Origin of the sequence: Streptomyces sp. NPDC048565 (genome assembly GCF_040650935.1) — a bacterium.
GTDB lineage: Bacteria > Actinomycetota > Actinomycetes > Streptomycetales > Streptomycetaceae > Streptomyces.
Window position 1 is genome coordinate 66,496 of sequence record NZ_JBEZIH010000019.1, and the last position, 23,860, is coordinate 90,355.

Genomic DNA, 23,860 nt, shown 5'->3' on the forward strand with positions numbered 1-23,860 from the left:
CGGTTACTTGGCTTCGGCGCTGACCTTCGCGGCCTTCGCGGCCGGGACAGGGCTGTAGTAGACGGAGCGTCCCTGCTTGGAGCGCTCCAGCAGCCCGTGCGCCACGCCCTGCTCCAGGGTGTTGCGGACCACGGTGACCTGGGTCGCCCGCTGGGGGTTGGCCTCGGACAGCGCGGTGGCGACCTCGGCCGCGGACTTCGGTTCCCGCTGGTCCGCGAGATACGCGGTGACCAGCTCACGCCACGTCGGCTCACCGGCCTTCTTGGGCGCCGCGGTCTCGCCGGTCTTCGGCTTCGCGGTCCCACCGGCGTAAGTCTGCGGCTCAGCCTTAGCTTGAGACTTCGATGCGCCGCCGCCCTTCTTCGCGGCGGTCCCGCCCTTGGCGCGGCGCGCGGCGGGCACGGACGCCGCCGCCTTGCCGGCCTTGCCCTTGCGCGCAGCCGGCTTTCCGGCGCCGCCCAGTACCTCTTGCATCTTGACCAGGACCTGCTCGCCCTCCTCCAACTGGATGAGCTCGTCCTGCAGTCGGGTCAGCTCGGCACGCGCCCGGTCCTGCTCGCCCCGGTTCGCCGCGAGATCATCCGTGATTCGCTGGGCGTAGTCTGCGCTGATGCCGGATGTAGGAGTGTTTTCGGACATGCAGTCCTCGTCTTTCGCTGAGTGTTTCAAACGTCTATGAAGGCTGATGCTACCGACATCGACGTCACCAATACCCCAGTGCCTGCCGAATCACCATGGATCCAGGGCTCCTGGACACACCCGGACACCCGGATCCGGAGTGCACGGCGTCGGTGTCCGCGCGCCCCGCGCCGGGTGACTCCGCGGTTCTGGCCCGAAGTTGTGCGTGCTGCGGATGGCACGGGAACCGGCGTTCTTCCACGAACCGTCATGGCCCGACGCAAAGTATCCGTTGACACACATCCGAAGTTGGCTCCCAAATCACGCCGTAGGGGTGAGTCGATTCCCTCGGACGTACATATCGCGTCGTTGCTCTCTGGTGGGGGCCGGTTTCGCCATGTAGCGTCACTGTCAGATGTCGTGGTTCGCCGTACCTGCCCGCGCTTCGGTGCGGGCGTTTTGCTGTGTCGGTGCGGAACCACGGCGCCTCCGGGACCGCGAGGTGCGGATCCGGATATCAAACGGAAGGCACGAGCATGGCCAGCGGAACCGTCAAGTGGTTCAACGCCGAAAAGGGTTTCGGCTTCATCCAGCAGGACGGCGGCGGTCCGGACGTCTTCGCCCACTACTCCGCCATCAACGCCACTGGTTTCCGCGAGCTGCAGGAAGGCCAGGCCGTCACCTTCGACGTCACCCAGGGCCAGAAGGGCCCGCAGGCGGAGAACATCACGACCGCCTGAGAGCGCGGTTCGAGATTGCCCAGGCCCTCGGGGAGCAGGTTCCGGGGGCCTGGGCGCCCCCGCACATCGAGGAGTCAGCACGTGGAGACGGACGACGGTGTGGGCAGCACGGATCATCAGGCGCAGGTGATCGTAGTGGGCGCGGGACCCGCGGGTTCGGCCGCGGCGCTCCACCTGGCGCGGGCCGGGGTGGACGTCGTGCTGCTGGAGAAGGGCACCTTCCCCCGGGACAAGGTCTGCGGCGACGGCCTCACCCCGCGAGGTGTGCAGCAGCTGGTGCGCATGGGGATCGACATCGACGGCCCCGGCTGGACCCGGACCAAGGGCATGCGATGGGTCTGCGGAGGGCGTCAGGTACACATCGACTGGCCCCGCTCGGGCAGCCATCCGGACTTCGGCCTCACCCGCTCCCGGCACGACTTCGACGACATCCTGGCCCGGCAGGCCGTGGCCGCCGGGGCGCGGTTGTGCCTGGAGACGAAGGCGACGGCCCCTCTGACCGACCGCGCCGGACGCATCATCGGCGTGAGCACGGTCGCCGGAGCCGACAAGGAGCCGAAGAACTACCACGCCCCCGTGGTGATCGCCGCCGACGGAGCCTCTGCCCGTACCGCCCTCGCCATGGGACTGGAACGCGACCCGCGCAGACCGATGGCCACCGCCGCGCGCCGCTACTACCGCAGCGAGGCCCGCACCCATGACCCCTATCTGGAGCTCTGGGCGGACCTGCTCTGTTCCCGTACCGGCCGTGACCTGCCGGGATACGGATGGATCTTCCCGCTCGGCGACGGCCGTGTGAATGTCGGCCTGGGCGCCCTGCCGCACCGCGGTCATGGACCCGTGGACCTGCGGGCCACCATGGACCTGTGGCTGACCCGGCTGCCGGCCCACTGGGACCTGCGCGAGGAGAACGCCGATTCGCCCATGCGCAGTGCCGCACTGCCCATGGGTTTCAACCGCAGGCCTCAGTACCGGCGCGGTCTGCTCCTGGTCGGCGACAGCGGCGGCATGGTCAGCCCCTGGAGCGGCGAAGGCATCGTCCAGGCCATGGAGGCGGGCGAGGTCGCGGCCGAGACCGTCGCTCTCGCCCTGCACCGCCAGGAAGGGCCAGGCCGTGAGCAGGCTCTTCATCAGTACGCGAGCGAGGTGAACCGCCGCTGGGGCCGCTACTACCGGCTCGGCAACACCGTCGCCGACCTGGTGCTCGCCCGCTACGGCTACCGGCCGCTCCTCAGCCCCCGTGTCATGGCCTCGCCCGCCCTGGTGCGTACACTCGCCCGCCTGCTGACGCACGGAAGTGACGCACCCTCCGACGACCTGATCGACAGCGTCGTGCGCGGCATCGTACGGCTGGTTCCCGCGCCCCGCCGGGAGACGCGAGGCCTGGGCGCACGCCGTCGGTGACCGCCCGCGCCACCACCGGCCCCTTCGTAGGCGTCGGCAGTCCGCCGTCTACGAGGCCGGGGGCGGCGGCGGCAGAGGCGGGTAGTACGGCCGGGGCGGAATCCGGGGCCCGGGCGGTGCCACGGTGGTCGGAGGCGGCGGTGGCCCCGCCGGGAGACGGCCAGGCCGCCGGGCCCCGGGCTGCTGTGCGGGAGCAGGAGGCGGCGGACCCGGTGGCGGGGGCACCGGGGGCTCCACCGCCGGGAGCAGGGGACCGTTCGCGCGCAGGCGGGCAATGCTCAGCTCGTTACGGCGTCGTGCGAGCGGGGACTCGTCGCGTTCGTAGACGAGTCGGACGCCTGCCCGGCCGAGGTTCTCGACGGTGAGCAGCCGGTAGCCGAGCGCATGGCCGATCTCCTCGATCCGGGCCCGCTTCAGCGTCGTGACGTTGCCCGGCAGCAGCACGACACGGCTGCGGCCGTCGAAACGGGCGCGTATCTCGTCGTCCTCCACCTGTCTCCACTCTCCGAACGCTCGGCAGCCCACGGGCCGCCCGACACACGATCGTCGCACGGCCCGCGACCGCCCCGTGCCTGCATCAACGCACGGCCGGTGAAGTCCCGGTGGCGGACCCGGTCAGGCCTGCCCGGTGTCGAAGTGGCTGATCCTGTCGCGGGTCAGGGTGAACCGCCAGGCGGTTCGCATGGTTCCCCAGGTGTCGTTGGTGAAGTCGGCCACCAGCGAGCGCCCGTGGTCCTTGACCGACTGGATCTTCATCCGGCCGTTGCTGCTGAACATCTCCTTGTCGGTCCACTCGGCGATGTCGCGTTCGCTGCCGTCGTCGCTCATCGTCGCGTCGCCGGTGAGCGCGGCCTGGAAGGCCTCGCGGTCACCGGCGTTCACCGCGTCGACGAACTTCGCTACCGCGGGATCCAGCTCATTGCTCATAACGTCTCCGTCGCTGTACAGCGTTGTCTCGTGGGTTCGGTGGCCCCCCAGGAGGAGTCAACGAGGCTGCCCGCGCGGAGTTTCGAGGACGACGGAGTCGGTCAGTCGGGCTTCTGCTCCGTGGCACCGCTCCGCCGGTGCACATCCATCAGCAGCGTGCTGGGCCGCACGGTTGCCTGGGCCACCGGACGGACGCTCTGGTCCGGCGGGACCTCGAACCGTACGCGCCTGACGATCGTCGCGATGGCGGTGACCAGCTCGGTGAGGGCGAACCGGTCTCCGATGCACTTGTGCTTGCCCGCACCGAACGGGAGGAACGCTCCAGGTGTGAACGCCTTGGCCTGGCTCTCTTCCAGCCAGCGGTCCGGATCGAACACGAGAGGGTCCGGGAAGAACGCGGGATCGCGGTGCAGGGCGTGCTGGCAGTAGGCGAGTTCCGTGCCCGCGGGGATCGACCAGGGCCCCAGACGTGTCCGGGTGATGGTGCGACGGGTCACGAGCCAGCCGGTGTGGTGCAGCCGGAGTGTTTCCCGGATGACGCGGTCGAGGTAGGGCAGATGCGGAAGGTCCGCGAACGCGATGGGCCGGCCTTCGAGCACCCTGTCGAGCTCGTCCAGGACCCCTCGTTCGACATCGGCGTTCCGCGCGATCTCGTAGAGCGCCCAGGACAGCACGGATGCGGTGGTCTCGGTGCCGGCCACGGCCAGGGTGAGGATCTCCGAGCTGATCTGGTGCCCGGTCAGCGGCCGGCCGGTCTCCTCGTCCGTGGTGCGCAGCAGCAGGGACAGCATGTCTCCGTTGTCCTGCCCGGAGTCCTGGAGATCGGTCACGGCCCGGTCGATGGTGGCCCGGACCGCGTCCCTGGCAGCCGTGAACCGGCGGTTGAAGGGCAGGGGAAGCCGCTCCACCCAGTCGGGCAGCATGACGCGGGCGCCGACCCCGTTCATGACCACCGACAGGTCCTTGCGCAGCCGGAGGAACGTCGCCTCGTCCAGGCTGCCGGCGAAGACCGTCTGGGCGAGCATGTCGAGGGAGAGGCCGACCATGGCCTCACGGACGTCGAGCCGCCGGCCAGGGGTCCAGGTGGCGAGGGCGGCGGTTGTCGCACCCCGCATGGTGTCGACGTAACCGGCGATCTCGGGGCGGCCGAAGGCGGGTTGCAACTGGCGTCGCTTGCGGACGTGTTCCTGGCCCGCGGCGGTGACGACCGAGTCACCCAGCAGCTGGCCCATCTTCTCGAAGAAGCGTCCCTTGTCCAGACTGGGACCGAGGTCGGTCAGCATCGTGCGGATGAGGTCGGGGTCCTGGACGATCAGGGTGCGGGTGCCGGGCTGCAGAGTGATCTCGACCAGCGGGCCGTAGTTGGCGCGGAGCGAGGCGATGAAGCCGAGGTTGTCGCGTATGAGCTGTATCGCGTGACCCAGGAGCGGGACCGAGCCCGCTGCCCTGGGTATGGGGGGAGGCGCTACGAGCGTCACGAGGATATGCCACCTTTCGGACTGATCTTGGCGTCCTATGGCTTCCCTCGTCGTTCCCGTCAGCAATCCGTCCGGGGGAGTGGTCTATGCCACTCGGAAGGGCGTTTGGTACGGCTCACAGGGGGAATGACGCACGGCGGCCGCGAGGGTGACGGTGATGCCGGTCGGTGGTGGGGTGGACGTCGGGGGAGCGGTTGAACTCCACCCACGCGTCCACCCGTGATTCCACCCGTGGGTCCAGGCGTTGTGAGCCTCGGCGCGGGAGGCTTCCTGGCATGACAACAACCGAGTGGATCACCGACATCGCCCTCATCCTCATCGTCTTCCGGCAGCTGCGGGAAGGCCGCCTCGACCTCAAGTCCTTCCTGATCCCGCTCGGGATCGTGACCTTCGTGGCCTACTCGTACCTGGACACCATTCCCACCGCGGGCAACGACCTGGTGCTGATAGGCGTCCTGATGGGCATCGGTGCCGCACTCGGTGCCGCCGGTGGCATCTTCACCCGCATCCGCACCGTCGGAGAGCACGTCCTGATCAAGGCCGGCGCGGTGTCCGCGATCCTGTGGGTGGTGGGCATGGGGGCACGGATGGGCTTCCAGATGTGGGTGGAGCACGGTGGCGGGGCCGATGACGTCGCCCGGTTCAGCATCGCTCATCACATCACCAGCGACCAGGCATGGGTTGCGGCGTTCGTGCTGATGGCACTCGCCGAAGTGGTCGTGCGGCTGGCCACGATCTTCATACGCAGCCGGACCCGCGCGGTGACCCACCCGGCGCCCGTCTTCGAACGCACGGCGTGACCATGCGATATCTTCGGCCGGTGTCCGCAGCCGAGAGCGTCCCGCCCCCCAGGGAAGGTGCGGCCTCGGGAGCGGGCCCGCTCCGGGTTCCTGGACGGGACCCGCGTGTGCAGTGGTTCTGGACCGTGGCGGTCATCGTGGTCGGAATCCTGACGATCCGGCCCCTCGGGTTCAGCGGTTCGGGCCTGGCCGTTGCCGTTCTCCTCGTGGTCAACTCCGCGATTCTGCTGGACCGGCGTCTGCCCTGGAACAAGGTCGCCGAGCGACTTCCCCTGGTCTGGCCGGCGCTCAGCATCCTGGCAGCGGCCTGCCTGATCGGCGTCAGCCGCAGCGGGACGACTTACCTCTTCGCCTTCTTCCTCGTCGGACACCTCGGGCACCGGTTCGACACCAGGCCGGCTCTTGCTCTCGCGGGTCTCAGCAGTCTGCTCTGCGGCGGCGTCCTGTTCTTCCACCTCGGCCCCGGGTACCACGAGTTGCCCTGGGCCGTCGGTCTCGCCACGGGCCTCCCGGTCCTGATCGGCATCGTCAACCGCAGTCGGCACCGGGCTGTGGCGGCGGCGATCGCGGCGGCCGAATCGGCTGAGCGCGCCGCCCGGGCCGAGGCGCGGACCGCCGTGCTGACCGAGCGCAGCCGGATCGCGCGTGATGTGCACGATGTCCTGGCGCACTCGCTGGCCGGGATCAACATGCAGTTGGAGCTGGCCGACGCGTTGCTCGACACCGGAGACCTGGAGAAGGTCAGGGAGGCCAACGACAAGGCCCACGGTCTGGTCAAGGAGAGCCTGAAGCAGGCGCAGTGGACCGTGCACGCGCTGCGCGAGGACGCCCTGCCGCTGCTGGAGACCCTGACGGCGATGCTTGAGTCGTCGGGTCACCGTGACGTCCTCACCGTCACCGGAACCGTCCGTGAGGTGCCCGCCCGGGTGACCCAGAATCTGCTGCGGATCGCCCAGGAGGCGCTGACCAACGCCGCTCGTCACGCCCCCGGGGGAGAAGTCGGCGTGGAGCTGACGTTCGCGGCCGCATCGACCACACTGAGGATCCGTAACGGCGCCGCCACCCGTGAGGTGAACGCGGGTATCGGCAGCGGGATGGGGCTGATCGGGATGCGTGAACGTGTCGCCCTGCTGGGCGGAAGGGTCAGCGCACGCCCCCTCACCGAAGGACCTGACGACGGCGGCTGGCAGGTGGAAGCAGTGATACCGGGATGAGTGAACCGACCCAGAGTGCCCAGCGGTTGAGGGTGGTCGTCGCCGACGACCAGGCCGCCGTCCGGGAGCCGCTCGCCGCGGTGCTCGGACTGTCGGAGGACATCGATGTCGTCGCGACCGCCGCGGACGGCGGCGAGGTGCTGACGGCTGCTGCCGCCGGGCCGGTGGACGTGGTGCTGATGGACCTGAGGATGCCCGTGATGGACGGGATCGAAGCGACCCGCCGGCTGAGCGAGGAGTATCCGGAGGTGGCGGTGGTCGTCCTGACCACCTTCGCCGACGACGACTCGATCCTGGGCGCCCTGGGCGCGGGGGCCCGTGGTTACCTGACGAAGAACGCGGGACGCCAGGACATCACCCGGGCCATCCGGGCCGCAGGTGCAGGGCAGTCCGTGCTCGACCGCGAAGTCCAGGACCGGCTGCTCGCCACCGTCAGGACCAGGGCGCCCGTCGAGGGACAGGCCCTGCCCGGACACCTCACACCCCGCGAACGTGAGGTGCTCGCGCTGATCGGCCAGGGCATGCCGAACCGGGGCATCGCCGAGAAGCTCTTCATCAGTGAGGCCACGGTCAAGACCCACATCAACAACCTGTTCGCCAAAGCGGGGATCCGGGACCGGGCCGACGCGGTCCGCCGCGCCATCGAAGCAGGACTGGCCTGACGGCGCGGCCGACGCCGCAGGGTCGTGCGGGTCTGACGACGGGCGCTGCCCGGCCTCACTCGTCGAGGGCCAGCGTCATGCGGTCGAGGTCCTCGAGGAGCTCGGCCAGGCGCCCGGCGGGCACGGCGCGGATCATGCGGGCCTCTACGGCGTAGACCGCCGACTGCGCCGCCTGCAGCCGGAGCCTGCCCTCATCGGTGAGATGGGTGGGGCGGGCGCGGCCGGTGGCCACGGTGTCTGGGCGGGCTACCAGGCCGTCGTCCTGCAGACCGCGCAGGACGGTGTTGGCCGACTGGCGGGTGACGAAGGTGGCCCGGGCCAGCTCGGCGTTGGACAGGCCCGGGCGGGCGGCGAGGACCTCCAGGCAGGAGTACTGCGGAACGGTCAGGTCGTGGCCGCGCAGAACCTGGTCCAGAGCGCCTCGCAGAGCGGCGTGCGCGCGCTTGAGCCGGTAGCCCACGTGATCGGTCACGTCCTCGGCAGGGTGCGGCGGTTCGATCGGCGGCGTGTCATCCATGTCAGTATTTTGACATAGGCGGGAGAGCCTTCTACGCTCTGTTATGTCAAAGTCCTGACATCAGGTCTTCGCGTCAGTTCGAGGAGGAACCATGTCCGCCGCCATCGACGGTCCCGACTTCATCGCCCTGCAGGTCCGTGACCTGGAGGCTGCAGCCACGTACTGCGAGAACAACCTCGGCCTGCGCCGTGCCGCCGCCTCGCCCCCCGGCGCCGTCGTCTTCGACACCAAGCCCGTGGCGCTGGCCGTGCGTGATCCGCTCCCCGGCACCGATCTGGATGCGGGCCGCCCCGGCCTCGGTGTCGCTCTCTGGTTCTCCACCCATGACACCCAGGCGCTGTACGACCAGCTCATCGCCAACGACGTCGAGATCCTCACCCCTGTCACCGAGAGCCCCTTCGGCCCGATGTTCTCCTTCACCGGTCCCGAGGGCTACGTCCTGACCGTCCACCAGGGCGGCTGACATGGCCGCTGTCTCCTTCACCCCGGCCGGTCCGTTCTCCCTCGCCGCCTCCATCCGGTTCCTGGAGGGATTCACCCCCGCCTCCTACGAGCACGCGGACGAGGAGGTTCTTCGGCTGGCCTTCGTCTCCGACGACGGTCACACCGTGGTCGGAGCCGCGGTGCGGCAGGAGAAGACCGTGGACGGCGCCCCCGGCACCGTCCACGCGGAGTGCACCGTCCATGCCGACGGCCGGACCACCCGGCCCACCGCCGGCTCCGTGGCCGGCCGGGCCGCCCGCGCCCAGATCGCCCGCATCCTCTCCCTCGACGTCGATGCCACCTACTTCCCCGCCCTCGCCGACAAGGACGAGGCCGTCGCCGGTCTCCAGGCCGAGTTCCCGGGGCTGCGGCCCGTCCTGTTCCACTCGCCCTACGAGGCCGCAGCCTGGACGATCATCGGCAATCGCATCCGAGAGACCCAGGCCGCCGCCATCAAGGCCCGTCTCGCGCAGGAGCACGGCCGGGCCGTCGACGTGGCAGGCCGGCGGCTGCACGCCTTTCCGGCCCCCGCCGCGCTGCGCACCCTCGACCGCGTCCCGGGCCTCACCGGCCTCAAGGTCGAGCGCCTGCACGCACTGGCCGAAGCCACCCTGGACGGACGCCTCGACGCCGCGGTCCTGCGCGCACAGCCCGCCGAGTTCGCCCTCACCGACCTGAGGCAACTCCCCGGCATCGGACCGTTCTCGGCCGAGCTGATCCTCATCCGCGGCGCCGGACACCCCGATGTCTTCCCCACCGTGGAGCCCCGTCTCCACCGGGCCATGGCTACCGCGTACGGCCTCGACGCCTCCACCGCGGACAGCAGCCCCCGACGGCTCGCGGCGCTCGCCGACGCATGGCGCCCCTACCGCAGTTGGGTCGCCCTCCTCATGCGTGCCCACGCCCGGAACCGGCCGTGAGAGGTCAGTGGCGCCGGATTCCCAGCTGATGCGCTGTGGCCTCCACGGTCTGCGCCAGCAGGACGGCGATCGTCATCGGCCCGACGCCTCCAGGAACCGGAGTGATCAACCGGGCGCGGGTGCGGGCCGCGTCGAAGTCCACGTCGCCCACGTTGCCCGCGTTGTATCCGGCGTCGACCACCACCGCGCCGGGCTTGATGTCCTCGCCCCGGATCAGCCGAGGACGCCCCACGGCCGCGACCACGACGTCCGCCTGCCGGACGGCCTCCGACAGATCGGCCGTCCGGGAGTGGCAGTACGTCACCGTCGCGTCCTCGGCGAGCAGGAGCATCCCGGCCGGTTTGCCGAGAATCGCGCTACGGCCCACCACGACGGCGTGCTTGCCCGCCAGTTCGACCTCGTAGGCCTCCAGCAGCCGCATGATGCCGCCCGGGGTGCAGGACACGAAGCCGGGCAGCGCGAAGCTCATCGCGGCGAACGACCGTGTCGTGACGCCGTCGACGTCCTTCTCCGGGGCGATGGCCTCGAACGCCGCCCGCTCGTCGATGTGCGGACCGCAGGGATGCTGGAGCAGGATGCCGTGCACATCCGGATCACCGGACAGGCCCGCGAGCGTGTCGACGAGTTCGGCGGTCGTGGTGGCGGCCGGCAGAGCGATGTGCCGTGACCGGATGCCCGCCTTCGCGCAACGCGCCTGTTTCATACGGACGTACGTGGCCGACGCGGGGTCCTCGCCCACCAGCACCGTGGCCAGACAGGGGCCGGTCCCCGAACTCCGTGAGATCTCCGCCGCCTCGGCGGCAGCCTCCTCGATGATGCGCCGGGCGAGGCCGGTGCCGTCCATGAGCTGGGCCGTTCGAGTCGCGGACATGATGCCCTCCAGGCGTGGCTGACTGCTCGCCCAGGCGCACGGCAACGACATCTCGTCAGACCGCTCCCCGGTGGTGCTCCACCTCAGCGCCAGTCACGGCCCGCATCGCAGCCTACCGGGAGAAGCCCTGCACCTCGGCGTACTTCGCGACTCTGCCGGTCACCGGCCGCCCGCCACGGATGTCGTCCGCCGCGTCCACCGCCGCCCCCAGCGCGGCCCGGTAGAGCAGCGAGCCGAGGCTGACACGGCGTACGCCCAGGGCGCCGAGTTCCGCCACGCCGGGGCCCGAAGGCGCGTACAGGATGTTCAGCGGTACGTCGAGGAACCGCACCAGGGCGGAGATCCCCGCCGGGTCGGACAGACCGGGGACGAACACACCGTCGGCGCCGGCCCGGCTGTAGGCGTCGAGCCGGGTCGTGGTCTCGTCCTGCTGGGTGCGCAGCCAGTGGGTGTCCGTGCGGGCGTTGACGAAGAGGTCAGGTACGGCTGCCTTGACCGCCGCGATCTTCGCCGCGTGCACGGGGGCGGGGCTGAGTGTTCCATTCGCTCTGCCGTCCTCCAGATTGATGCCCACCGCACCGGCGGCGGCCAGCCTGACGGCCAGCTCCGCGACCTCCGCCGGGTCGTCGCTGAAGCCGCCCTCGGCGTCCACGGAGAGCAGGAACCCCCGGTTGCCCAGCAGCCGTGCCAGCCCAAGGGTCTCCTCCTCGGTGGCCCCCGCACCGTCGGGCAGCCCGGCCGCGGCGGCCACGGCCAGGCTGGTCGTTCCGATCGCGGGAAAGCCCCGTGCGGCGAGGGCCGCCGCGGACGCGTGGTCCCAGGCGTTGGGCAGCAGCAGCGGCGTCCCGGTGTGGTGCAGTGCGTGGAAACTGGTCATGGCGCCAGGCTAGGACCCGCATGGTTCGGCACCCGCCGAACCATGCGGGTAGGACTCCCTCGGAGTGGGTCAGGGCTGCCAGGTGAACGTCGCCACCGCACCCGCCGGAAGCGTGTACGTCAGCGAGCGGCCGTCGTCCGTGAGGGAGAACTGCTGGTCGGAAGCGCCCGTGTTCACGGCGTACAGGACGCGTTCGCCGTCCGGATTCCGGAAGGCGACGTTCTGGATCGTGCCGTCGGCCGTGGAGCCGATCCGGTCCGCGCCGACATCCACGAACTTCGACAGATGGCCGAGGGTGTAGTACTCGGCGTTGGGCGTGACGTCGCCGCCCGCGATCTCCACCACACCGTTGCAGCGGATCGAGCAGTTGCCCTGATGGGGGCCGCCGTTCTGGTCGAGGGCGAGATTCCAGTCGACGACGGTCTCACCGCCCGAGCGCATGTTCCGCACGACCAGGTTCTCGGCGTGCCACCGCAGGGTGTCCTCGAAGGTGTCGGCGGTGTTCTCGGAGTCGGAACCCGAGCACTCCGTGAAGAAGACGCGCTTGCCCGCGTCGCGGATCTGCTGCTGCGCCTCCGGGGCACCTCCGTAGCAGTGGAAGGCCGCGCCGATCAGCCGGTTCATCCCGGGCGTCCTGCTGAAGACGTCGAGCGGATAGCCGGGGTGGTCCCAGTTGTGGTCGTAAGCCAGGAGGTTGGTGTCCAGACCGTTCTCCGTGAGGGTCTCGTCCAGGACCTTCAGGAAGTCCGCCTGCTCGGAGGAGGTCATCGCCATGGAGGGATAGGTCGCCTCGAACTCCGGCTCGTTCTGAGCGGTGAGGTCGGTGAGCTCGATCCCCTCCGCTTCGTACGCCTTGATGGCCTTGACCAGGTAGTCGGCGTAGTCCTGGTAGTGGGCGGGGTCGAGCCTGCCGCCCTTGAGGTCGTTGCCGGTCTTCATCCAGGCCGGGGCGGACCAGGGTGTCCCCATGAAGCGGATCGAGGAGTTGACCGCCTGGGCCTGCTTGAGCACCGGGATGGTCTCCTGCCTGTCCCAGTCGATGGAGAAGGCCCCCGGGGTGTCCTCGTACGTCGTGAAGTCCGGTTCGGCGTTGAAATCACTGCTGCCCAGTGGCTGGCGCAGATAGTTCAGACCGATGCCGTCCCCCTCCCGGGAGAAGAGCGACCTGAGCAGGGAATCCCTGGTGTCCGAGGGAAGCTGCTGGATCAGATGGGCCGATGCCTCCGTCACGGAGGCGCCGGCGCCGGTGAACTTCTGTCCGGTGGCCCCGGCGTCGATCCTGATGTCCGTGGCCTGCGGGCTGCCGGTGAAGGGAGCGGTGCCTTCGTCCTTGAGCTTGCTGGTGCCGTCCGGCGTGGTGATCCAGACATGGGCGGCATCGTCGGCGGCCACACCGGGGGGTGTGCTGTGGGCGCCGTAGGCGATGCCCGTGCAGGTGAGAGTCAGAACGGCCGCCGCGACGGCGGTCTTCGTGGCTCTCGCCCGGGCGCGTGTGTGTACGGGTGCTCTCATCTTGCGGCTCCTTCGACTGCGGTGGGGCGCGTACGGGATGTGCCGCCGGCTCCTCTCGTGCGGTGGCTGCTGGAGTGGGTCACGGGCGGCATACAAGCACGCTTACTGAGTGCTTAGTAAGTGGTCGTGCGGAACTTCTTCTGCATCGATCAGGTCCGGCCTAGACTCCGACAGGTGAGCACCGAAAAGACGGCGACGTCCGCACCTCGAACCGGTCGGCGCAGCCGCCGGGAACGCAGCCCCGCCGCCCAGGAGCGTCACGACGAGATCCTCGGCATCGCGATGGAGACCTTCGCGGCCCGGGGCTACGGCAAGGCCTCCCTCGCAGAGATCGCCGACCGCGCGGGCCTGACCCAGGCCGGGGTCCTGCACTACTTCCACTCCAAGGCCAACCTGCTGACCGAGGTCCTCGACCTCCGGGACGCCACCGACATCGCCGACCTGGGCCCGGACCGGCCACGCGGCCTGACCTTCCTCCGGCACCTGGTGGACACGGTCCGCCACAACGCCGAGCGCGAGGGCATCGTCCGCCTCTACGCGGTGCTCTCCGCGGAGAGCGTCACCGACGACCATCCCGCGCAGGCGTATTTCCGTAACCGCTACGCCGGCCTGCGTGAATTCGTCGCCGAAGCGCTGACAGAGGCCTGCGCACTGGGCGAGGTACGCCAGGACCTGGATGTCCTCGGTGCCGCGAACGCGATCGTCGCCGTGATGGACGGCCTGCAGGTGCAGTGGCTGCTGGACCCGGAGGCGGTGGACATGGCCGCGTCGACGGAGTGTGTGATCGAAGCGCTGGTGGGGAGTCTGCGGCGCTAGGGTCTTTCGTTTGGACGAAAGACCCTAGACCCTCTCGTACGGGGTTTCCCGCCGGGCGACGGTGCTCCCGCGGCGGGCCAGCAGCCGGTAGAGGACCGCCGGGACCACCAGACCCACGATCCATGAGACGTCCGCGCCGCCCAGCGGATCCGCCAGCGGGCCCGTGTAGAAGTGCGTCACGAGGAACGGGAGCTGGGCGAGGATCCCCACGCCGTAGACCGTGAGGGCGTCCCAGCGCCAGGCGCCGTAGCGGCCCGCGGGGTCTGTGAGCGCCGGTATGTCGTACCGCTCCCGAGAGATCAGGTAGTAGTCGACCAGGTTGATCGCCGACCACGGGGTGAAGAAGGTCAGCAGGAACAGCAGGAAGTCCTTGAAGGACGTCAGGAAGGTGTCCTTGCCCAGCAGCGCGACCACCGTGCCGGCCACCATGATCAGGGTGATGTACGCGGTCCTGCCGCGTGCCGACAGAGTCTTCTGCCCACGGAACCCGCTGACGCTGGTCACCAACGACATGAAGCCGCCGTAGGTGTTGAGCACGTTGATGGTCAGCTTGCCGAGCGCGATCACGAAGTACAGGAACGAGGCGATCAGGCCCGTGCCGCCCAGACCGACCACGTATCCGACCTGGTTGTCGAGGAACGCGTCCCCCGCACTCGCCGCCACGAGCACCCCGAACGTCATCGACCACTGCGAGCCGACGGCCGACCCGGACAGGGTCCACCAGAACGTCGCGCGCCCCGACGTCGAACGCGGCAGATAGCGTGAGTAGTCCGCGACGTACGGCCCGAAGGCGAGCTGCCAGGAGGCCGAGAGCGACACGGCGAGCAGGAACATCGGCAGATCGAAGTGGGCGTCACCGAGCAGCGCCGACAGGTCCACGCGGTCGAGGAGCCGGATGCCCAGGTAGACGAAGGCGAGCGCGCAGACCACGCCGGCCACCCGCCCCAGGGCGTGGATCAGGCGGTAGCCGACCGTCGCCGTCACGGCGGTGACGACCGCGAAGACGATGATGCCCGTGGTGTCGCTCGTGTGCGTGAGCTCGGCGGTCGCCTGGCCGGCGAGGACGCTGCCGCTCGCGAAGAAGCCCACGTACATGAGGATGACCAGGAGGAGGGGGATGATCGCGCCGCGCACCCCGAACTGGGCGCGGGACTGGATCATCTGGGGCAGTCCGAGCTTCGGCCCCTGCGCGGAGTGCAGGGCCATGACGGCGCCGCCGAGCAGATTGCCCAGCAGCAGGCCGGCCGCGGACCACACCACGTCGCCGCCGAAGACGACGGCGAGTGCGCCCGTGACGACCGCGGTGATCTGGAGGTTGGCGCCGAGCCAGAGGGTGAACTGACTGAACGCGGTCCCGTGCCGTTCGTCGTCCGGGACGACGTCGATGGAGCGCCGCTCCACCAGGTCTTCAGCTGCCATGACTCGGCTCCCTGGCCTCTCGGTGTGTGTCCTGCCGCCCGGCCGGGCGGTGGCTACTTCTTGATCCCGTGCTGTGCGGCCCAGTCGTTCGCGACGTCCTCGGGGTCCTTCTTGTCCTTGTCCACCAGGCGGTTGAGCTCGGTGAGGTCCTTGGTCGTCAGTGCGTTGCCCAGGCGGGCGAGTGCCGCGCGGACCGTCGAGTCGGCCTTGCGGTCGGCGATGAGAGGCACCACGCGCTGGCCGGGGACGAGGTTCTTGGGGTCCGTGAGCACGACCCAGTTCTCGGCGACGATGTCGGTGTCGGTGGTGAAGAGGTTCGCGACATCGACGTCCCCCTTCTTGAGGGCGCCTTTGACCAGCGGCCCCGAGGAGTCGAGGGACTTGAACTCCTTGAACTCCACGCCGTAGACGTCCTTGAGGCCCACCGCGCCCACGGCGCGCTTCTTGACCTCGGGCGCCGCGCCGATGACCAGCTTGCCGTTGTGCGCGGCGAGGTCGGCGAGGGAGGTCAGTCCGTAGGTGTCGGCGGTCTCCCGGGTGACGACGAAGGCGTCGGAGTCCTCGGCCGTGCCGTAGGGCAGGACCTGGAGGCCGGGGGGCAGGGCCATGGCGAGAGCGTTCTGCATCTCGCCCTCCTCGGTCGCCGTGGCCTTGGAGTCGAGGTAGTGCAGCAGGGCGCCCTGGTATTCGGGCAGGAGGTCGATGTCGCCGCCCTTGAGGGCGGGGATGAGGATCTCCCGGGTGCCGAGGTTGGGGCGGACCGTGGTCTTCACCCCCGCCGCTTCGAGCGCGGCGGCGTAGAGGTGCCCCAGCACCTGGTTCTCGGTGAAGTTGGCGGTCCCGATGGTGACGCCGCCCTCGCTGGAGCCCGCGCCACCGCCGCCGGACCCTTGCCCGTCGAGGGAGGTGATGCCGCTGCTGCACGAGGCGAGCGCGGGGACGGAGGCGGCGGCGAAGAGCCCGCCGATGAGAGTTCTGCGGTTCATGGTGCGTACTCCTAGGCCGGCGTGGCCGGGCGGTGGCGGAAAAGGACGCGCTGGAGCGCGGAGAGCGCGAGATCGAGGACGACGGCGACGACCGCCACGAGCACGGCGCCGCCGAGCACCTGCACCAGGTCGCGTTGGGCGAGTCCGTCGAAGACATACCGGCCGAGCCCGCCGAAGGAGACGTACGCCGCGATGGTTGCCGTCGCGACGACCTGGATCAGCGCGAGCCTGAGCCCGGTCATGATCAGGGGGAGCGCGAGGGGCAGCTCGACCTGGAGAAGAACCTGGTGCCAGCGCATCCCCTGGCCGCGCGCGGCGTCCCGGACCTCGGGGTCGACGGCCGTCATCCCGGCGTACGTGTTGGTGACGATGGAGGGAACGGCGAGCGCCACGAGGGCGATGTAGACGGGCCACATCGACAGGCCGCTGGCGAGGAAGACCAGCACCACGAGTCCGACCGTGGGCAGCGCGCGTCCGAAACTGGAGAGGTTGATGGCGAGGAAGGCGCCGCGTCCGGTGTGCCCGATGAGCAGTCCGACCGGCAGTGCGATGGCGGCGGCGATGAGGGTGGCGAGCAGCGAGTACTGGAGGTGCTCGGCCAGGCGGTGCCCGATGCCGTCGGGGCCGGCCCACTGTTCGCCGCTGACGAGCCAGGAGCCGAGGCCCTTGAAGAGTTCGTACATGAGGTCAGGCCCTCTGCTTCTGCCGGCGGGTCCAGGGAGTCAGGACGTACTGGAGGGCGACGAGAGTTGCGTCCGCGACGAGCGCGAGGAGCAGGGTCAGGACGACGCCGACGATGACGGGGGTGGGGAAGTTGCGCTGGAACCCGTCCGTGAAGAGCTGCCCGAGTCCGCCGTCGCCGATGTATGTGGCCACGGAGACGAGGGAGATGGCCATCACCGTCGCGATCCGCACGCCCGCCATGATCACGGGCAGGGCGAGGGGCAGTTCGACGGTGAGCAGGGTGCGCAGCGGCCTGGAGCCCATGGCCCTGGCGGCCTCCTTGGTCCGGGCGGGGACGGAGTCCAGGCCTTCGACGGTGTTCCGCAGGAGCACCACGAGCGTGTAGATGGTCAGGCCGATGACGGTGGTGGTGCGGGTGAGCCCGCTGACCGGCAGGAGGAGCACGAAGACGGCGATGGACGGGATGGTGAACAGGATGTTCGACAGGCCCAGGAGGAGTCCGCGCAGCGCGCGTACCCGGTGGGCGACCACGGCCAGGGGGAGCGAGACGACCAGGCCGAGGAGCACTGCGGTGAGGGCGGCCTGGAGATGGGAGAGGGCCAGGGTGGTGAGATCACCGGCGTGGTCGGATATCCACGACCAGTCGACGGTCATGCGACCACCTTGCTCGCCGTACTGTGGACGTGCCCGGCGTGGTCGTGGATGTCCTCGCGGGACGTCACGCCGGTGAGGACGCCGTCCGCGTCCACCCGTGCGACCAGGCCGCTCGGTGCGGCGATCGACTCGTTGAGCGCAGAGAGCAGCGAGTCCGTGTCCCGCAGGGGGCGGACGGGGGTCCGGGTGTCCGTCTCGCTGTCGCGCCAGGCCAGCGGCTTGCGGGCGGCGTCGAGGACCAGCCGCCAGCGGGTGCCTTCGGGGGCGGGCCCCTGAGGGGCCTCGGCGAGCGTCGACAGGGACAGCAGCTTCAGACCGCGCTCGGCGCCCAGGAAGTCCGCGACGAATGTGTCCGAGGGGCGGGCCAGGAGCTCGGCCGGGGCTGCGCACTGGACGAGATGGCCACCGGTGCGGAAGACGGCTATGCGGTCACCGAGCCGTACCGCTTCGTCGATGTCATGCGTGACGAATACGATCGTCTTGCTCAACTCCCTCTGGAGTCTGAGCAGTTCGTCCTGGAGCTGGGTCCGGACCACCGGGTCGACGGCGCCGAACGGCTCGTCCATCAGAAGCACCGGCGGGTCGGCGGCGAGAGCGCGGGCCACACCGACCCGCTGCTGCTGGCCGCCCGAGAGCTGGTGCGGATAGCGCTTCCCCGCGTCGGCGGCGAGGCCGACCGTCTCCAGGAGCTCCGCAGCCCGCGTACGCGCCTTCCTGCGGCCCCAGCCGAGGAGCAGCGGCACGGTCGCGATGTTGTCGAGGACGGTGCGGTGCGGGAAGAGGCCGGACTGCTGGATGACGTAGCCGATCGAGCGGCGCAGCTCGGCGGCGTCCTGCTCCAGGACGTCCCTGCCGTTGACCCTGATGGTCCCGGAGGTCGGATCGACCATCCGGTTGATCATGCGGAGTGTCGTCGTCTTGCCGCAGCCGGAGGATCCGACGAGGACGGTCACGCCCCCTTCCGGCATCTCAAGGGTGAGGTCGTGCACTGCGGTTGTGCCGTTGGGGAAGCGCTTGTGGGCCTTGTCGAATTGGATCATGAGGAGTCCCTTGCCCGGCTGCATATCATCATGCAGAGTTCTCGGTGACTGAATAGGTTGTCAATAGGTCGTCGCCACTCAGGCGTAAATCCCTGGTTACGAGTGGTCGTAGTGCATGACAGAGCGCCCGATCGAGGAGGAATCACCACTGATGTCGTCTCGAATCGCGGACGAGGTCGTCGGCGGCACCGGCGCGACCGTCGTCCTGGACGGCTGCGGACTGATGGTCGCAGATGTCGTACGCCTGGCCGAATCCGCCGCAAAGCCCGTTCCGGCGGCGGACGGGATGAAGCGGGTGGAGACCTCGTGGAACGCAGCGCGGGAAATCGCCTCATGGGGCCGTGTCTACGGGCGTTCCACCGGTGTGGGCGCCAACAGGAACGAGTCGGTGCCGACCGAGGCGGCCTCCGACCACGGCCTACGGCTGCTGCGGAGCCACGCCGGCTCGATCGGTGCGGAACTGCCCGCACGGCAGGTCCGCGCCATGCTCGCGGTCCGGGCCAACCAGCTGCTCGCGGGCGGTGCCGGCGCGCGCCCGACCGTCGTCACGGCGCTCTGCGACGCCCTGGAGGTGGGCGCGTACCCGAAGGTAAACGAATTCGGCTCGGTCGGCACCGGCGACATCGCGGCGCTCGCGCAGATGGGCCTCGCGCTCGCGGGCGAGCATCCCTGGCAGGGAGCGGGGCATGCCCCGGGCCCGCAGCCCCTCGACAACAACGACGCCCTCGCCCTCATCAGCAGCAACGCCCTCACCCTCGGCCAGTCCGCGCTCGCCGTGCACGAGCTGCGCGGCCTGATCGAGGCCACACAGGTGGTGGCGGCGCTGTCCCTGATGGCGACCGACGGTTCGTACGAGGCGTACGCGCTGCCCGTGCACGAGGCACGCCGGCACGCCGGCTCCTACGCCGTCGCGGAACGCATGCGGCTGCTCCTGGGTGCGCCCGACCGCCCCACGCCGCCACTCGGCCGGATCCAGGACCCGTACGGCTTCCGCTGCGTGCCGCAGATCCATGGCCCGGCCCACGACGCGGCGGACGCGCTCGACGACATCCTGGTGGTCGAGATCAACGCGGCGGCCGAGAACCCGCTGATCTCGGCGGACGACATGGCGGCCTATCACCACGGTGGCTTCTACCTTGCTCAACTCGCCCTGTCACTGGACCACTTCAGGCTGGCGGTGTCACAGGTTGCGCGCCTGTCGACCTCACGTCTCTCGACCCTGAACGAGCCGGGCTTCACCCGTCTGCGGCCGTTTCTCGCGGACGGCGAACCGGCCTCGTCGGGTGTGATGATCCTCGAATACGCGGCCGGTGCGGCGCTCGGGGACCTGAGGGCGTTCTCCGCACCCGCCTCACTGGGCCACGCCGTGCTCTCACGGGGCGTCGAGGAGCAGGCCAGCTTCGCCTCGCTGGCAGCGCGCCAGACACTTCGTGCCTGTGAGGCGTTCCGTCTCGTGGTGGGATGCGAACTCGTGGCAGCCGTACGGGCGTTGAGGCAGCGGGACATGCGTCTGGACCCCGGACTGCCCGTCGGCCGCGCCTTCGAACTGGCGGACTCGGCGCTCGAAGTCGATCTGGCGGACCGCCCGTTGACGGATGATGTGACGGTGGCGGCCGGGCTGCTCGACCGCTTCAGCGAGCTATGGCTGAGCCTCGGCTCCGGGGGTGGTGCGGCGTTCGACGGCCGGGGCATGGTGCGGCGTTGACGTTCAGGGGGCGGGGGAGGGAATCATCGCGGCACTCCCCGCCGCCGACCGGGACCCCCAGGCCTACGGGCCCTAGGGTGCGTTTCGAAAGTAGCGCCGTCCGCCCGAAGGGCGGGCCCGGCGGCGTCTGGTGCGTGCGATCGCAAGGCGGAGGGTCACCCCGATACTGGGTGTATCGGGGTGATCCCGACAACGCGGCGAGCGTGCGTGCCAGGCGTCGCCGGGCAGGCGGGACTTTCGAAACACGCCCTAGCTGTATTGACCCGCAGCGTTGTTGACTCGGTTTTTCGGGGGCTGGCCTCCGAGTGCGGTGTGGCAGCGATGGTAGTTGTAGCTGTGGAGGAAGTCGTCGAGGGCTGCTGTCCGCTCGGTGTTGGTGGTGTAGGGCCGTAGGTAGGCCCATTCCTCCAGCAGGGTGCGGTTGAAGCGTTCAACTTTGCCGTTGGTCTGCGGTCGGTAGGGGCGGATGCGCTTGTGGGTGATGCCGGCCGCGGTCAGGGTCTGGGTGAAGAGCTTGGACTTGTAACAGGAGCCGTTGTCGGTCAGGACCCGTTCGACGGTGATGCCGTGACCGGTGAAGAATGCCTGGGCGCGTCGCCAGAAGCCGATCGCGGTGTGCTGGCGTTCGTTGGTGAGGACTTCGCTGTAGGCGAGGCGGGAATGGTCGTCGACGGCGGAGTGGATGTAGCTGTAGCCGATCACTGGTTTGGAGCTCTTGCGCAGGCCGGTGGTGGCCTGCCGGTTCTGGTTGCCCGTTGTTCTGCCGACCGTGCGCCAGCCACCGCCATCTGGGATGTTGCCGAGTTTCTTGATGTCGACGTGCACGAGTTCGCCGGGGCGGCTGCGTTCGTAGCGGCGTATCGGTTCGCCGGTCGGGCGGTCCAGCCAGGCCAGACGGTTCAGGCCGTGGCGGGTCAGGATCCGGTGGACGGTGGAGGCCGGCAGTCCGAGGATCGGGCCGATCCTGGCCGGGCCGAGCTTGCGGTCCTGGCGCAGATCGCACACGGCAGCTTCCGTCTCAGGGGCCGTGCGGTGCGGGGTCGTGTGCGGACGGCTCGGACGGTCGAGCAACCCCGGATCGCCTTCCGTTCGCCACCGCCGCACCCACTTGTGGGCGGTGGCCCGCGAGATCCCCATCTCACCGGCCACATGAGCGACCGGGCGGCCGGAAAGGACCCGCTGGATCAGCAGCCGCCTGCCGTGAACGGTCAGCCGGGCATTACGGTGGGACACGAAGACCTCCGGTGCGGTGCAGTCCTAGACAGCTCCACCACACCGGAGGTCTTCGCCTTTGATCAAGACCCTGGTGTCAACAACGCTCGTGGTTAATACACCTAGCTGCGGAGAGTGGCGACCGCCTCGTCGAAGAGGCGCTCGGGATCGTCCGTCCCGCCGGAGCGGTACCACGCGTCGACGGCCGCGTCGACGCAGGCCAGCGCGGCAGCGACGAACGCCAGGGCTCTGGGGTCGGCCTCTGTGGACGCGGGCAGGCCCAGGCGGCGCTGTATCTCGGGAGCGAGCAGGTGCTGCCAGCGCAGGTGCTTCTCCAGGTGCCGAGCGCGCAGCGAGGGCGCCTCGTGGTGGAGACCGGCGAGGGTGAGCCGCTCCGCCGGGCCGCCCCCTACCTGGCCAAGGATCAGCAGGGCTCCCCGGATGGCCTCCCAGGCCGACTCGCCTTCCGGCCGGGCCTCGAGTTCGGCTCGCACCGACTCGCCCAGTGCGTCGGTATCGCCCAGGACGAGATCTTCCTTGCTCCCGAAGTAGTGGAAGAACGAGCGGCGCGAGATGCCGACGGCGGCAGTGATCTGGTCGATCGTCGTCGCATCGAAGCCGTTCTCCGCGAAGAGCTGGATGGCGGTGGCGGCGATCTCTGCACGTGCGGCGCGGCGGGCACGCTCTCGGAGCGTAGGGGTGTCGGCCATGCACCCACCCTACGGTCGTGCACTTCATGCCGCACCTTGCACTCAGTGCAAAAGTCGGCCTACAGTGCAGAAATGACTCCGATCGACTTCTCCGGCCAGACCACGATCGTCACCGGCGCCAGCTCCGGCATAGGCGCAGCCTTCGCCCGTGAACTCGCCCGCCGCGGCTCCGACGTCGTCCTCGTCGCACGACGACGCGACCGTCTGGAGGCACTCGCCTCCGAACTGCGGGCGCGACACGGTGTACGGACCACCGCGATCTCACTCGACCTGGGCGAGCCGGGCGCGGGCCGGCGGCTGGCCGCCGACCTGGCCCAGCGAGGCATCACCGTCGACGGCCTGGTGAACAACGCCGGTTTCGGCACCGACGGCGCCTTTCACCAGGAGGACCCAGACCGCCTCACCGACGAGATCAACGTGGATGTCGCCAACCTCGTCGACCTCACCCGCGCGTTCATCGAGCCGCTGCGCACCTCCGGCCGGGGCATCCTCGTCAACCTGGCGAGCATGGCTGCGTACACGCCCACTCCCGCGATGGCGGTCTACGCCGCCTGCAAGGCATTCGTCCTCAGCTTCACCGAGGCGCTCTGGTACGAGTCGCGCGGCACCGGTCTGCGTGTGCTCTCCTTCGCCCCCGGGCTCACCCGCACCGAGTTCTTCGACGCTCTGGGCGGTGGGGCCTACCGGGGCAGGTACCAGACCCCCGAGCAGGCGGTCGCGACCGCGATGAGAGCACTCGACCGCGGCCGCAGGCCCAGTGTGCAGTCGGGCCGCCTGAACGCGCTGACGGTGAGACTGCCACGCCTCTTCACCCGCCGACGCGCCGCCCTGCTCAGCGGGATGATCTCAGCGCGCTCCACCGGGCTCGTGACAGCGGCCACCTGACTCGTCCTGCGACGCCGCCCGCGAGCTCCGCCGGGCACGCGGGGCAATGCACCTAGTCGCCGGTCGTGCCGTCCAGCATCTCGCGCAGGATGTCCAGGTGGCCGTTGTGGCGGGCTGTCTCCTCGGTGAGGTGAAGGAGGATCCAGCGCAGGTCGACATGGAGATCGCCACGGACGGCTCGCCGGGCCGGCTTGTCCAGGCCGTTGCCGGCAACCAGTTCGCGGTAGCGGGCGCTCTGTTCGGCGTATTCATCGACCAACTGCGTGAGTGGGAAATCTACGGCGATACGCATCTCGCGGTCGGGGTCCTCGTCGGTCCAGGGCCCCCGGTCCTTCTCGCCGAGGAAAACCACCTGGAACCAGTAGTACTCGACCCAGCGGAGGTGGTTGATCACCCCGCTCATGGTCATCAGCGGCGAGCCCGGCAGGAGCGCCTTGTGGGCGTTCTCCGCAGAGACGCCGTCGCACTTGGTGCGGGCGGTGTCACGTGCGTAGTCGAGAAATGTGGTGAGCTGGGTGCGCTCGTCCCACGCGGGCGGCGTGTCGTCGATTCGTGTCATCGCGTGAAGAGTCCCCGATCACCGCGACCCATGTCGAGGCATTTAACGCCGGGCCCAACGCCGCGTTCCCGGACCGGGCCGACAGCCCGGATCTTTCCAGCGCGAGGTCGAGCAGTTTGTCGGCCCAGCCACAGGATCGGCACTTTCACATTCCACGATTCCCGACA

General features: G+C 69.6%; 24 protein-coding genes, 2 pseudogenes and 1 riboswitch. Of the genes and pseudogenes, 10 read left to right on the top strand and 16 right to left on the bottom strand.

Going from position 1 to position 23,860, the window contains the following annotated elements; all coding sequences use genetic code 11:
• Positions 1-3: 3 nt before the first annotated feature.
• Positions 4-639 (bottom strand): hypothetical protein, encoded by a 636-nt coding sequence (locus AB0C75_RS22710; protein ID WP_362893510.1) that lies wholly within the window; start codon positions 637-639, stop codon positions 4-6.
• Between the two features lie 515 nt (positions 640-1,154).
• Between AB0C75_RS22710 and AB0C75_RS22715 the strand changes: the two genes are divergently transcribed.
• The gene (locus tag AB0C75_RS22715; RefSeq protein ID WP_014158060.1) at positions 1,155-1,358 is read left to right on the top strand and encodes a cold-shock protein; all 204 of its coding nucleotides are present in this window, start codon (positions 1,155-1,157) and stop codon (positions 1,356-1,358) included.
• A gap of 81 nt (positions 1,359-1,439) precedes the next feature.
• The gene (locus tag AB0C75_RS22720) at positions 1,440-2,762 is read left to right on the top strand and encodes a geranylgeranyl reductase family protein (RefSeq protein WP_362893511.1); all 1,323 of its coding nucleotides are present in this window, start codon (positions 1,440-1,442) and stop codon (positions 2,760-2,762) included.
• A gap of 48 nt (positions 2,763-2,810) precedes the next feature.
• On the opposite strand, the gene AB0C75_RS22725 is transcribed toward AB0C75_RS22720, so the two are convergent.
• From AB0C75_RS22725 to AB0C75_RS22735, 3 genes are all read right to left on the bottom strand, one after another.
• Positions 2,811-3,254: a hypothetical protein gene (locus AB0C75_RS22725; RefSeq protein WP_362893512.1), complete on the bottom strand. Its 444-nt coding sequence runs from the start codon at positions 3,252-3,254 to the stop codon at positions 2,811-2,813.
• A gap of 123 nt (positions 3,255-3,377) precedes the next feature.
• Positions 3,378-3,689, bottom strand: coding sequence for a nuclear transport factor 2 family protein (locus AB0C75_RS22730; protein ID WP_362893513.1), 312 nt, complete (start codon positions 3,687-3,689; stop codon positions 3,378-3,380).
• A 101-nt stretch (positions 3,690-3,790) separates the two neighbouring features.
• Entirely contained in the window at positions 3,791-5,167 is a 1,377-nt protein-coding gene (locus AB0C75_RS22735) for a cytochrome P450 (protein ID WP_362893514.1), read from the bottom strand.
• Positions 5,168-5,442: 275 nt separating this feature from the next.
• Here AB0C75_RS22735 and AB0C75_RS22740 point away from each other — a divergent pair, with 275 nt between their 5' ends.
• The 3 genes from AB0C75_RS22740 to AB0C75_RS22750 all read left to right on the top strand — a co-directional run bounded on the left by AB0C75_RS22740 (position 5,443) and on the right by AB0C75_RS22750 (position 7,843).
• A complete protein-coding gene (locus AB0C75_RS22740) occupies positions 5,443-5,967 on the top strand; it encodes a hypothetical protein (RefSeq protein ID WP_362893515.1) in 525 nt (174 codons plus the stop codon).
• Between the two features lie 107 nt (positions 5,968-6,074).
• The gene (locus AB0C75_RS22745) at positions 6,075-7,181 is read left to right on the top strand and encodes a histidine kinase (RefSeq protein WP_362893516.1); all 1,107 of its coding nucleotides are present in this window, start codon (positions 6,075-6,077) and stop codon (positions 7,179-7,181) included.
• Entirely contained in the window at positions 7,178-7,843 is a 666-nt protein-coding gene (locus AB0C75_RS22750; protein ID WP_362893517.1) for a response regulator transcription factor, read from the top strand. The genes AB0C75_RS22745 and AB0C75_RS22750 overlap by 4 nt, the downstream gene beginning before the upstream one ends.
• Positions 7,844-7,898: 55 nt before the next feature.
• Here AB0C75_RS22750 and AB0C75_RS22755 read toward each other — a convergent pair whose 3' ends face one another.
• Positions 7,899-8,360 carry a MarR family transcriptional regulator gene (locus tag AB0C75_RS22755; protein WP_362893518.1) on the bottom strand — a complete coding sequence of 154 codons (462 nt, stop codon included), beginning with the start codon at positions 8,358-8,360 and terminating at the stop codon, positions 7,899-7,901.
• 91 nt (positions 8,361-8,451) lie between these two features.
• Between AB0C75_RS22755 and AB0C75_RS22760 the strand changes: the two genes are divergently transcribed.
• Positions 8,452-8,823 (top strand): VOC family protein, encoded by a 372-nt coding sequence (locus tag AB0C75_RS22760; protein ID WP_362893519.1) that lies wholly within the window; start codon positions 8,452-8,454, stop codon positions 8,821-8,823.
• Between the two features lies 1 nt (position 8,824).
• Positions 8,825-9,763, top strand: a complete 939-nt coding sequence (locus AB0C75_RS22765; protein ID WP_362893520.1) for a DNA-3-methyladenine glycosylase 2 family protein — start codon at positions 8,825-8,827, stop codon at positions 9,761-9,763.
• 4 nt (positions 9,764-9,767) lie between these two features.
• Here the strand turns inward: AB0C75_RS22765 and AB0C75_RS22770 are convergent, their stop codons facing one another.
• The 3 genes and pseudogenes from AB0C75_RS22770 to AB0C75_RS22780 all read right to left on the bottom strand — a co-directional run.
• Positions 9,768-10,634 (bottom strand): bifunctional 5,10-methylenetetrahydrofolate dehydrogenase/5,10-methenyltetrahydrofolate cyclohydrolase, encoded by an 867-nt coding sequence (locus AB0C75_RS22770; protein WP_362893521.1) that lies wholly within the window; start codon positions 10,632-10,634, stop codon positions 9,768-9,770.
• A 21-nt stretch (positions 10,635-10,655) separates the two neighbouring features.
• A riboswitch (ZMP/ZTP riboswitch) is annotated at positions 10,656-10,741 on the bottom strand.
• Positions 10,742-10,746: 5 nt separating this feature from the next.
• Positions 10,747-11,493, bottom strand: a pseudogene (locus AB0C75_RS22775) (isocitrate lyase/phosphoenolpyruvate mutase family protein); the annotation flags it as partial.
• 96 nt (positions 11,494-11,589) lie between these two features.
• Positions 11,590-13,023: pseudogene (locus AB0C75_RS22780) on the bottom strand (glycoside hydrolase family 30 beta sandwich domain-containing protein); the annotation flags it as partial.
• Positions 13,024-13,299: 276 nt separating this feature from the next.
• Between AB0C75_RS22780 and AB0C75_RS22785 the strand changes: the two are divergent.
• The gene (locus AB0C75_RS22785) at positions 13,300-13,839 is read left to right on the top strand and encodes a TetR family transcriptional regulator C-terminal domain-containing protein (RefSeq protein WP_362893598.1); all 540 of its coding nucleotides are present in this window, start codon (positions 13,300-13,302) and stop codon (positions 13,837-13,839) included.
• A gap of 24 nt (positions 13,840-13,863) precedes the next feature.
• On the opposite strand, the gene AB0C75_RS22790 is transcribed toward AB0C75_RS22785, so the two are convergent.
• The 5 genes from AB0C75_RS22790 to AB0C75_RS22810 are packed head-to-tail and all read right to left on the bottom strand — an operon-like array spanning position 13,864 to position 18,646.
• On the bottom strand, positions 13,864-15,258 hold the full coding sequence (locus tag AB0C75_RS22790; RefSeq protein WP_362893522.1) for a cytosine permease: 1,395 nt from the start codon (positions 15,256-15,258) through the stop codon (positions 13,864-13,866).
• Positions 15,259-15,311: 53 nt separating this feature from the next.
• A complete protein-coding gene (locus tag AB0C75_RS22795; protein WP_362893523.1) occupies positions 15,312-16,244 on the bottom strand; it encodes an ABC transporter substrate-binding protein in 933 nt (310 codons plus the stop codon).
• An 11-nt stretch (positions 16,245-16,255) separates the two neighbouring features.
• Positions 16,256-16,927: an ABC transporter permease gene (locus tag AB0C75_RS22800; RefSeq protein WP_362893524.1), complete on the bottom strand. Its 672-nt coding sequence runs from the start codon at positions 16,925-16,927 to the stop codon at positions 16,256-16,258.
• Positions 16,928-16,931: 4 nt separating this feature from the next.
• Complete coding sequence (locus AB0C75_RS22805) at positions 16,932-17,582, bottom strand: ABC transporter permease (protein WP_362893525.1); 651 nt, start codon at positions 17,580-17,582, stop codon at positions 16,932-16,934.
• Entirely contained in the window at positions 17,579-18,646 is a 1,068-nt protein-coding gene (locus tag AB0C75_RS22810; RefSeq protein ID WP_362893526.1) for an ABC transporter ATP-binding protein, read from the bottom strand. The genes AB0C75_RS22805 and AB0C75_RS22810 overlap by 4 nt, the downstream gene beginning before the upstream one ends.
• 127 nt (positions 18,647-18,773) lie before the next feature.
• Here AB0C75_RS22810 and AB0C75_RS22815 point away from each other — a divergent pair, with 127 nt between their 5' ends.
• Positions 18,774-20,327: an aromatic amino acid ammonia-lyase gene (locus AB0C75_RS22815; protein WP_362893527.1), complete on the top strand. Its 1,554-nt coding sequence runs from the start codon at positions 18,774-18,776 to the stop codon at positions 20,325-20,327.
• Between the two features lie 249 nt (positions 20,328-20,576).
• Here AB0C75_RS22815 and AB0C75_RS22820 read toward each other — a convergent pair whose 3' ends face one another.
• Together AB0C75_RS22820 and AB0C75_RS22825 are read right to left on the bottom strand one after the other, a co-directional pair.
• A complete protein-coding gene (locus tag AB0C75_RS22820; protein WP_362893528.1) occupies positions 20,577-21,560 on the bottom strand; it encodes an IS481 family transposase in 984 nt (327 codons plus the stop codon).
• A gap of 101 nt (positions 21,561-21,661) precedes the next feature.
• Positions 21,662-22,249, bottom strand: a complete 588-nt coding sequence (locus AB0C75_RS22825) for a helix-turn-helix domain-containing protein (protein WP_362893529.1) — start codon at positions 22,247-22,249, stop codon at positions 21,662-21,664.
• A gap of 72 nt (positions 22,250-22,321) precedes the next feature.
• On the opposite strand from AB0C75_RS22825, the gene AB0C75_RS22830 reads away from it, so the two are divergent.
• A complete protein-coding gene (locus AB0C75_RS22830; RefSeq protein ID WP_362893530.1) occupies positions 22,322-23,134 on the top strand; it encodes an SDR family oxidoreductase in 813 nt (270 codons plus the stop codon).
• A gap of 52 nt (positions 23,135-23,186) precedes the next feature.
• Here the strand turns inward: AB0C75_RS22830 and AB0C75_RS22835 are convergent, their stop codons facing one another.
• A complete protein-coding gene (locus AB0C75_RS22835) occupies positions 23,187-23,693 on the bottom strand; it encodes a DinB family protein (protein ID WP_362893531.1) in 507 nt (168 codons plus the stop codon).
• Positions 23,694-23,860: the final 167 nt, after the last annotated feature.

Bases quoted from the DNA above. Each gene is read 5' to 3' on its own strand.
- AB0C75_RS22710 (WP_362893510.1), bottom strand. From the start codon at position 639: ATGTCCGAAAACACTCCTACATCCGGCATCAGCGCAGACTACGCCCAG.
- AB0C75_RS22715 (WP_014158060.1), top strand. From the start codon at position 1,155: ATGGCCAGCGGAACCGTCAAGTGGTTCAACGCCGAAAAGGGTTTCGGC.
- AB0C75_RS22730 (WP_362893513.1), bottom strand. From the start codon at position 3,689: ATGAGCAATGAGCTGGATCCCGCGGTAGCGAAGTTCGTCGACGCGGTG.
- AB0C75_RS22740 (WP_362893515.1), top strand. From the start codon at position 5,443: ATGACAACAACCGAGTGGATCACCGACATCGCCCTCATCCTCATCGTC.
- AB0C75_RS22750 (WP_362893517.1), top strand. From the start codon at position 7,178: ATGAGTGAACCGACCCAGAGTGCCCAGCGGTTGAGGGTGGTCGTCGCC.
- AB0C75_RS22755 (WP_362893518.1), bottom strand. From the start codon at position 8,360: ATGGATGACACGCCGCCGATCGAACCGCCGCACCCTGCCGAGGACGTG.
- AB0C75_RS22760 (WP_362893519.1), top strand. From the start codon at position 8,452: ATGTCCGCCGCCATCGACGGTCCCGACTTCATCGCCCTGCAGGTCCGT.
- AB0C75_RS22765 (WP_362893520.1), top strand. From the start codon at position 8,825: ATGGCCGCTGTCTCCTTCACCCCGGCCGGTCCGTTCTCCCTCGCCGCC.
- AB0C75_RS22770 (WP_362893521.1), bottom strand. From the start codon at position 10,634: ATGTCCGCGACTCGAACGGCCCAGCTCATGGACGGCACCGGCCTCGCC.
- AB0C75_RS22790 (WP_362893522.1), bottom strand. From the start codon at position 15,258: ATGGCAGCTGAAGACCTGGTGGAGCGGCGCTCCATCGACGTCGTCCCG.
- AB0C75_RS22795 (WP_362893523.1), bottom strand. From the start codon at position 16,244: ATGAACCGCAGAACTCTCATCGGCGGGCTCTTCGCCGCCGCCTCCGTC.
- AB0C75_RS22800 (WP_362893524.1), bottom strand. From the start codon at position 16,927: ATGTACGAACTCTTCAAGGGCCTCGGCTCCTGGCTCGTCAGCGGCGAA.
- AB0C75_RS22805 (WP_362893525.1), bottom strand. From the start codon at position 17,582: ATGACCGTCGACTGGTCGTGGATATCCGACCACGCCGGTGATCTCACC.
- AB0C75_RS22810 (WP_362893526.1), bottom strand. From the start codon at position 18,646: ATGCAGCCGGGCAAGGGACTCCTCATGATCCAATTCGACAAGGCCCAC.
- AB0C75_RS22815 (WP_362893527.1), top strand. From the start codon at position 18,774: ATGTCGTCTCGAATCGCGGACGAGGTCGTCGGCGGCACCGGCGCGACC.
- AB0C75_RS22825 (WP_362893529.1), bottom strand. From the start codon at position 22,249: ATGGCCGACACCCCTACGCTCCGAGAGCGTGCCCGCCGCGCCGCACGT.
- AB0C75_RS22830 (WP_362893530.1), top strand. From the start codon at position 22,322: ATGACTCCGATCGACTTCTCCGGCCAGACCACGATCGTCACCGGCGCC.
- AB0C75_RS22835 (WP_362893531.1), bottom strand. From the start codon at position 23,693: ATGACACGAATCGACGACACGCCGCCCGCGTGGGACGAGCGCACCCAG.